Below are 7,765 nucleotides of genomic sequence, written 5' to 3' on the forward strand. Positions count from 1 at the left end.
GATGGCCGTGGCGGTACGGGTGATCCCCTGCCTGGATGTGGACGCGGGCCGGGTGGTCAAGGGCGTCAACTTCCAGAACCTGCGCGACGCCGGCGACCCGGTGGAGTTGGCCCGGCGCTATGACGCCGAGGGCGCCGACGAGCTGACCTTCCTGGACATCACGGCCTCCAGCGCCGACCGGTCCACCACCTACGACGTGGTGCGGCGGACGGCCGAGGAGGTGTTCATCCCGCTGACGGTGGGCGGCGGCATCCGTACGGTGGCCGACGTCGACCGGTTGCTGCGCGCCGGGGCCGACAAGGTGTCGATCAACACCGCGGCGATCGCCCGCCCGGAGTTCCTGCGCGAGGCTGCGCACCGGTTCGGATCCCAGTGCATCGTGCTGTCGGTGGACGCCCGCCGGGTCACCGACGGCGAGCCGACGAAGTCCGGGTTCGAGGTGACCACGCACGGCGGACGGCGGGGCACCGGCATTGACGCTGTGGAGTGGGCGCGCCGGGGCCAGGAACTGGGTGTGGGCGAGATCCTGCTCAACTCCATGGACGCCGACGGCACCAAGGACGGCTTCGACCTCGCGATGCTGGAGCAGGTCCGCGCCGCGGTGACGGTCCCGGTGATCGCCAGCGGGGGAGCGGGCGCGCTGGAGCACTTCGCCCCGGCGGTGGCCGCCGGGGCGGACGCGGTCCTGGCCGCCAGTGTGTTCCACTTCGGCGATCTGAAGATCTCCGCGGTCAAGGACACGCTGCGCTCGGCCGGGCACCCGGTCCGCTGACCGGGCCGGGCGTGCCCGGCCGCCGGGGTCGGCGGGACGTCAGTGGGACAGGCGTACTCTGCGGTGCTCGACCTGGCTGATCTCCCGCGCGGCGGCGTCCAGCAGCCCGTGTGACAGCTCCGACAGCGCCCGTGAGACCGCCAGTTCGTCGCCGATGCTGGGCACGTCGGCGTCGCGCGGGTTACGGCGGGCGACGCCCCGGCCGGTCAGCGTGCCGCTGGGGGTCTCCAGCCTGGCCTCCGCCTCCGTGTAGCGCTCCTGCTCGACGATGTCCACCGTCAGCCGCCAACTCTTGTTCTCGTTCATGGCCCCCTCCTGCGAGAACGTGCTCTCTCTACATTCCCCCAGGTGGCGGCGGCTGTGAAGCCCACGCACCGGACAGCCGGACCGGGGCGGAGATGAACGGTCGATGACCCCTTGTGGTCGGACCCTTCCCGCCGGCCCCGAAGGTGAGTAGGTTTCACAGCCGTGACCCCTCTTGATCGTCGCGGATTCCTCAGGGCGGGCGGTGCCGGAGCGCTGGGGATCTCCTCCCTCGGCCTGGCCGCCGCCGGCGCGCACCCCGCGCACCCCGCGCACGCCGCGTCCGGCACGTTCTTCCGGCACGGCGTGGCCTCCGGAGACCCGCTGCCCACAGCGGTGATCATCTGGACCAGGGTGACCCCCACCGACGAGGCGGGGCCCGGCTCGGGCCGGGGTCCGGCGGTGGACGTCGGCTGGCAGGTGGCGCGGGACGCCGCGTTCCGGCGCATCGTGGCCCGGGGCACGTTCCGCACCGGTCCCGACCGTGACCACACGGTCAAGGTGGACGTGGGCGGCCTGACCCCGGGCACCACGTACCACTACCGGTTCCTGCTGGACGGCAGGCCGTCGCCGGTGGGCCGCACCCGCACCGCGCCGCCGGTGAACGCGCAGGTGGCGGCGCTGCGGTTCGGGGTGGTGTCCTGCTCCAACTGGGAGGCGGGCCACTTCGCCTCCTACCGCCATCTGGCGGCGCGCGGCGACCTGTTCGGGATCATCCACCTCGGCGACTACATCTACGAGTACGCCGGCGGAGAGTTCGACGCCGGGGGCAAGGTCGTACGCGCGAACGTGCCGGCGCACGAGATCCTGACCCTGGCCGACTACCGGATGCGGCACGCCCTCTACAAGACCGACCCGGACCTGCAGGCGCTGCACGCCCGCCACCCGTGGATGATCGTCTGGGACGACCACGAGGTCGCCAACGACGCCTGGTCCGGTGGCGCGCAGAACCATGACCCGGCCACCGAGGGCTCCTACGCGGCCCGGCTGGCGGCCTCCCGCAAGGCGTACTTCGAGTGGATGCCGGTACGGGTGCGCGCGGGCGGCGCCATCCACCGGCGGCTGCGGTTCGGGCGGCTGGCCGAGCTGACCATGCTGGACCTGCGCGGCTACCGGTCCCGGCAGGAGAGCGGCCTGGCGGTGGACGACCCGTCCCGCACCATCACCGGCGACGCGCAGATGCGTTGGCTGAAGTCGGGCCTGTCGGCCAGCGTGGGGCGGGCCCGCTGGCGGCTGATCGGCAACTCGGTGATGATCAGCCCGGTGGCGATCGGCTCGGTGCCCGCCCACCTGCTGGGCCCGCTGGGCAGGCTGCTGGGCGTCCCCGCCGGGGGCTACACGATCAACCCCGACCAGTGGGACGGCTACACCGCCGACCGCCGGGAACTGCTGGGGCACCTGCACGACGGCCGGATCGACAACACCGTGTTCCTGACCGGCGACATCCACACCTCCTGGGCCAACGAGGTGCCGCTGACCGCGGCCACCTACCCCCGCACGCCGTCAGTGGCCACCGAGATGGTGGTGCCCTCGGTGACCAGCGACAACATCGACGACATCCTGGGCGTGCCGCCGCGCACGCTGACCCTGGCGGCCGAGGCGGCGGTGGCGGCCACCAACCGGCACGTGCGCTGGTCGGAACTGGACTCGCACGGCTACGGCGTGATCGACCTGACCGCCGAGCGGGTGCGGATGGACTGGTTCGCGCTGTCGGACCGCACCCGCCGCGACGCCGCCTCCTCGCGCATGGCCTCGTTCGCGGTGGCTGCCGGATCGCAGCGGCTGACCCGGCTGAGCACACGCTGACCGCGGGGCCGGGCGGAGGTCAGCAGTCCTCCACGGCCTCCGGGTCGTCCACGGTGCGTTCGGCGGACCGTTCGACCACCGGGAGCAGGATCGCCGACGGGTGGTCCGGGTCATGGAACACCTCCTGGTGCGCCCCGACCCGGGCGGCGGCGCTGCCCAGCGGCTCGCCCGTGCCGGGATTGGCGGCCACCAGCGGGAACGCCCCGCTGGCCACGTGCACCCGGATGCGGTGGCCGCGGCGGAACCGGTGACCGGCCGGCCACAGCTCGACCGTCACCCGGCGGATCCCGTCGGCGTCTGCGGGCGGGTCGCCGGGACGCAGCCGCAGGCCGCCCTCGCACACGTTCAACGAGGTGCCGTCCGGCGCGACGTCGCACAGCCGGGTCATGAAGTCGGTGTGCTCCCGGTCCGAGCGCACGTACAGCTCCGCCGACACTGGGCCGATGACGTCCAGATCGTGGCGGAGCGGCGCCGAGGTGAACACCAGAACGTCCGGGCGCCGCTCCAGGGGCCGCTGGTCGACCGGTTTGCAACTGCCCAGCAGACTCGGCCCGGTGAGCGCCGGGGTCGGGTGGGCCGGGTCGAACCGGTAGCGGCTCGGCGGGGCTGCCTGCGGCCCCTCCTCGCCCAGCCCGTACCCGGGGTGCAGGTGCCAGCGGTGGTGCCGCATGCTCGGCGGCGGCCAGTCGAGGTAGTCGCGCCACTGCCTGGCCCCCGTGACGTACACCCGCACCGGGTGGGCGCGCAGGCCGGAGAAGTCGCCCCGCAGGTGGGCACGGAACCAGGCCAGCGACTCGCGCATGGCCACCACCCCGTGCCGGGCGTCGGAGTGCCACCACGGCCCGATCGTCAGGTACGGGCGCTTGCCGGCAGCGCGCAGCGCCGCGTAGTCCTTCAGCTGCCAGGGCAGGAAGATGTCGTACCAGCCGCCCAGCAGCGTCACCGGGGCGGCGACCTCGCCGACGGTGGCGGTGAAGTCCCGGGTCCGCCAGTAGTCGGCGCCGGGCTCGCTGTTGACCAGCAGATCCTGGTAGAAGCGCACCGCCGCGCCGGTGGCCAGCGAGTCCAACTCGGCCAGCGGGCGGCCGGTGCGCGCGGCGCGCCGGGCCCGGCGCCTGGACAGCAGCGCCCCGTTGACCATGCCGAGCCGCCGTTCCTGGCGGGCGGTCAGGTCCGACCACATCAGTACGGTCTCCAGCGCGAACGACCCGCCCACGTACGCCGCGTCGCGGAAGGAGGAGGCGGTGATCTGCGCGGACATCGCCTTGAGCTCCGGCCCGGCGCCCGCCGCGAGCGCCCAGGAGGAGTAGCCGAGGTAGCTGGCGCCGTAGGTGGCGAACGACCCGCCGAACCACGACTGCCGCCGCAGCCACTCCACGGTGGCCAGGCCGTCCTCCTGCTCGCTGCCCAGCGGGTCGAACTCGCCGCCGGAGCCGAACGTGCCGCGCGCGCTCTGCACCACCAGCTGGAACCCGAACGGGACGAACGGCAGGCCCGCCATGACGGCGGGCACCCCCCGGCGGCCGTAGGGGGTACGGACCAGGATGGTCGGCGGGTCCGGCACCCCGGCGGGCGCGTACCGGTCGGCCAGCAGCGTGACCCCGTCCGGCATCGTCACCGGCAGGTCGCGCTGCACGGTGTAGCCGAAGGGGCCGCGAGGGAACTGCAGCCGACGGGCGGGGACGGGCAGGCGTGCCATGAGGGGCATGGCGTCCTCCTCGTGCGCCCTCGGGCGGTGCAGGGGCGCGATGGCGGCCCGGAGGGGATCTCCCGGCGGGCCGTGACAGGCATTACCAACAGGTAACCATACCCGCCCGTTATGTCCGAATTTCCCTGCCCCTGTGACCGGGCCGGGTGCCGACCATGCGCTGGACCTGGCCGGCGCCTTCGAAGGTCCGCATTGCCGCGGCCACGGCGCGGGCGGCCCGGGGGCGGCTGGTCAGCCGCCTTCGCCGCCGCCGGAGATCTTGACGACCACGTTGTCCTGGGTGACGGACTGGACCGCGACGTTCAGCCCCTCGACCTGCTGCTGCCCGTCCACCGGAACGGTGACCTGCTGGCCGCCGATCCGCAGCGTGACGTTGTCACCCTGCACTCCCACCAGTTCGGCCTTGACCCCCAGGATCGAGGCGTTGGCGTCCACGCCCCGGTCGAAGGTCACGGTGCAGGCGTTGAGCGAGCAGTCCGTCGTGGTGCCCTCCCCGCCGCACGCGGCGACCGCGCCCAGGGGCAGCAGAACGAGGGGGAGCACGGCGAGCAGTCGACGAGCAGGAAGGATCATGCCGTCGAGTCTACGGCGCGGCCGCGCGGGGGCCGCCCTCCCCGAGGAGGACAATCGGCTGTCGCCGGATCATCCCGGGGTGTGACCCCCGTGGTTCCCGTCCTCGTGCTTCCCGCCCTGGCCGTGGTCGTCGCCGGCCTGGATCTCGCCGCCGAGGTCCTGGCGCAGCGTCTGCAGCGTCTGCTCGGTGCCCACCGCCACCCAGCGGGGCCCCACCAGATAGGTGCCGCCCCAGGGCTTGGCCTCCCTGAGCCAGTTGCCCTGGCCCTCCTCGGTGGTGAAGGTCACCAGCGTGTACCGGCCCTTGCTGGTCTGGCAGGCGCCCTGCCGCAGTTCCTCGGCCTTGGTCTGGCTCTGCAGCGTGCAGCCCGCCTTGCTCGCCAGGTCCTCCAGCCCGGCCACCGTCACGCCGGGCGGGTCGTCCCCGCCCGCGTTCTGCCCCGACCCGCCGGCCGAGCACCCGCCCAGCAGCAGGGCGGCGCCACAGGCCGCGGTCAGGGCCCCGCGCAGTGCCGCGCGGCGGGCCCGTCCGGGATCCGGTCGGAAGTTGTGCGGGCGTCCCATCGGCCGTCCTTCCACGAAGGTGAAACACCGTGACTTCGCAGGGACATACGCGGCCGGTGACGGCCGGGGTTCATCGAGGGACGCCGGAGGTCTCAGAACATCAGCCGGTCCGAGGCGGCGGCGCGGACCCGCTGGTCCTCGGCGGGGTCGGAGCGCAGGCGGTGGAGGCGGAGCCGGGTGTCGTCGGTGAACGGGGCGGCCGTCGCGGCCACCCGCCGGGTGTCGTCCTCACAGTCCCACAGCGCCTCGACGGCGTACGCCTCGGCGGTGTGGGGCGCGGTACGGGTCAACGCGGTCAGCACGCGGGGCCGTAGATACGAATAGGCGGAATCGGTCCAGGTCCGCTTGAGCAACGGGACGGCCTCACCGGCGCGCAGCCTGCCCAGGCCCTCCACGGGCCCGGCGGCGGCCCCCCACGACTCCCGCCCCACCGCGGCCTCCAACTCGGCCATCAGGATCGGGATGTCCTGATGGGTGCCGTGCCGCGACAGGATGCACAACGCCAGGTCCTCACAGCCGGCATGGGCGCGGGCCCACGCCCTGGCCCTCGGCAGCGCCGCCGCCCCGTACTCCCGCAGCGCCCGGCACAACGCGCCGCCCCACCGCCCATCGCGTTGCGGCAGCAGCTCCTCGGCCAGGTCGAGCAGCGCCGGGGTGCGCCGCCGGCCCAGCTCGAAGATCGCCGCCACGGCGCCGTCGTCGTCGCGCCGCCGGGCCAGGTCGAGCAGCTCGGAGTCGGAACTGGCCGACCGGTCCCCGCCGGGCCCGCCCCGGCGTCCGGCCCGCGGCCCGCCCGGCCTGCCCCGGCCGCGCCGGCGCCGCCCCAGCGCGGCGGCGATCTGCGGCCGCCGTCCCGCCCAGTGCCGGACCACCGCGTTGTCCGGGTCGGTGATCAACCAGTCGAGGTCGCGGTCGTCACAGCGGGACACCACCAGCTCGTCCAGGCCCTCGGCCAGCGCCGGGTCGCCCAGCCCGATCAGCGCGTCCACCGCCTCGAACCACTGCTCGCCCTCCTCGGCGCAGGCCCGCAACGCCCCGGCCGCCTCCCGCCGGCTCAGCCTGACCAGCTCGGTCAGCACGTCCAGGGCCAGCCGCCCCCGCCACTCGTCACCGTCGGCCGGCTCCAGCAGGCACGCGCCGATCGGTCCCACCGGCAGCTCCAGGTCAACCACCAGCCGGGCGTAGTACAGGCCGCGCGACTCCACCTGCCGATCCCACCGCGGATCGCGGCGTATGCAGTCGAAGACGAGTTCCCCCGCGCCCGTGCTCCCCGCCGCCCGGCGCGCGGCCCTGCCCAGACCCCGCTGCAGTTGCCCGTGCAGCGTGCCCGCTGATTCGATGACGACCCTGTTCACTGCGCCAATATGCGCAGACGACCCTAGACCGGGCAAGTCTTATTCACGGTCGCGGTGGCCCCGCCGCGTCGAGGGCCGCACCTCGACGCCGCCGCGCCGCCCGGTCCCGGACGGGACTGGGCGATATCCACCGCTCGCCGGTCACAGGTCCACCGCCCGCCGGTGGACCTGTGACCCGCCACCGCCTCCGAACGCCGGCCGGCCAGGGAGAGCCCCAGCGCCGGCCGGCGACTTGCGCGCCCGTCGTCGGCGGAGGTCCGGTCGGGGACCGCCGCTGTCCGAAGATGCCGCTTCGCGAGGTGCCTGCCCCCAGGGGTGCGCCACATCCGGCCGAACGGCCGAGGGGCCGAGGACCTACGGTCCCTGCCCCTCGGCACCCGTCCTCCTCATACGGGTGGACGGATCACATCACGATCGGCGCGATCGAACGTTGCACCGGGGATCGCCCTCGGTCAGAGGTACTGGTGACGCTCTTCCTTCTTCTCGTGCTCGTGCTCGTGCTTCTCGCGCTCGTGCTTCCTGCGCTCGTGGTCCTCGCGCTCCTGCTTCTCGCGCTCGTGCTTCTTACGCTCGTGCTCCTCGCGCTCCTGCTTCTCGCGCTCGTGCTTCTTACGCTCGTGCTCCTCGCGGTCGTGCTCCCTGGGCTCGTGCTTCCCGCGCTCGTGGTCCTCGCGCTCGTGCTTC

At 73.7% G+C, this 7,765-nt stretch carries 8 protein-coding genes; 2 read left to right on the forward strand and 6 right to left on the reverse strand.

The genetic code is table 11. The annotated features are described in order from the left end of the window. The first annotated feature begins 1 nt into the window (after nt 1). Nucleotides 2-772 (forward strand): imidazole glycerol phosphate synthase subunit HisF, encoded by a 771-nt coding sequence (gene hisF, locus C4U03_RS01530; RefSeq protein ID WP_103935772.1) that lies wholly within the window; start codon nt 2-4, stop codon nt 770-772. A gap of 39 nt (nt 773-811) precedes the next feature. Here the strand turns inward: hisF and C4U03_RS01535 are convergent, their stop codons facing one another. Then, nucleotides 812-1,078, reverse strand: coding sequence for a DUF1876 domain-containing protein (locus C4U03_RS01535; RefSeq protein ID WP_103935773.1), 267 nt, complete (start codon nt 1,076-1,078; stop codon nt 812-814). 162 nt (nt 1,079-1,240) lie between these two features. Between C4U03_RS01535 and C4U03_RS01540 the strand changes: the two genes are divergently transcribed. Then, on the forward strand, nt 1,241-2,881 hold the full coding sequence (locus tag C4U03_RS01540; protein ID WP_103935774.1) for an alkaline phosphatase D family protein: 1,641 nt from the start codon (nt 1,241-1,243) through the stop codon (nt 2,879-2,881). Between the two features lie 19 nt (nt 2,882-2,900). On the opposite strand, the gene C4U03_RS01545 is transcribed toward C4U03_RS01540, so the two are convergent. From C4U03_RS01545 to C4U03_RS40965, 5 genes are all read right to left on the reverse strand, one after another. Continuing rightward, nucleotides 2,901-4,589, reverse strand: coding sequence for a CocE/NonD family hydrolase (locus C4U03_RS01545; RefSeq protein ID WP_103935775.1), 1,689 nt, complete (start codon nt 4,587-4,589; stop codon nt 2,901-2,903). 231 nt (nt 4,590-4,820) lie between these two features. Continuing rightward, nucleotides 4,821-5,162: a hypothetical protein gene (locus C4U03_RS01550; protein WP_103935776.1), complete on the reverse strand. Its 342-nt coding sequence runs from the start codon at nt 5,160-5,162 to the stop codon at nt 4,821-4,823. A gap of 69 nt (nt 5,163-5,231) precedes the next feature. Beyond that, nucleotides 5,232-5,726 carry a hypothetical protein gene (locus tag C4U03_RS01555; RefSeq protein WP_103935777.1) on the reverse strand — a complete coding sequence of 165 codons (495 nt, stop codon included), beginning with the start codon at nt 5,724-5,726 and terminating at the stop codon, nt 5,232-5,234. Nucleotides 5,727-5,818: 92 nt separating this feature from the next. After that, complete coding sequence (locus C4U03_RS01560; protein WP_103935778.1) at nt 5,819-7,081, reverse strand: hypothetical protein; 1,263 nt, start codon at nt 7,079-7,081, stop codon at nt 5,819-5,821. Between the two features lie 452 nt (nt 7,082-7,533). After that, a partial coding sequence (locus C4U03_RS40965; RefSeq protein WP_200826961.1) for a hypothetical protein occupies nt 7,534-7,765 on the reverse strand: 232 nt, incomplete at its 5' end.

The organism is Thermomonospora echinospora, assembly GCF_900108175.1.
Lineage (GTDB): Bacteria > Actinomycetota > Actinomycetes > Streptosporangiales > Streptosporangiaceae > Thermomonospora > Thermomonospora echinospora.

What these genes read in the sequence shown, in the direction of transcription:
- hisF (WP_103935772.1), top strand. Translation starts at nt 2, where the DNA reads ATGGCCGTGGCGGTACGGGTGATCCCCTGCCTGGATGTGGACGCGGGC.
- C4U03_RS01555 (WP_103935777.1), bottom strand. Translation starts at nt 5,726, where the DNA reads ATGGGACGCCCGCACAACTTCCGACCGGATCCCGGACGGGCCCGCCGC.
- C4U03_RS01545 (WP_103935775.1), bottom strand. Translation starts at nt 4,589, where the DNA reads ATGCCCCTCATGGCACGCCTGCCCGTCCCCGCCCGTCGGCTGCAGTTC.
- C4U03_RS01535 (WP_103935773.1), bottom strand. Translation starts at nt 1,078, where the DNA reads ATGAACGAGAACAAGAGTTGGCGGCTGACGGTGGACATCGTCGAGCAG.
- C4U03_RS01550 (WP_103935776.1), bottom strand. Translation starts at nt 5,162, where the DNA reads ATGATCCTTCCTGCTCGTCGACTGCTCGCCGTGCTCCCCCTCGTTCTG.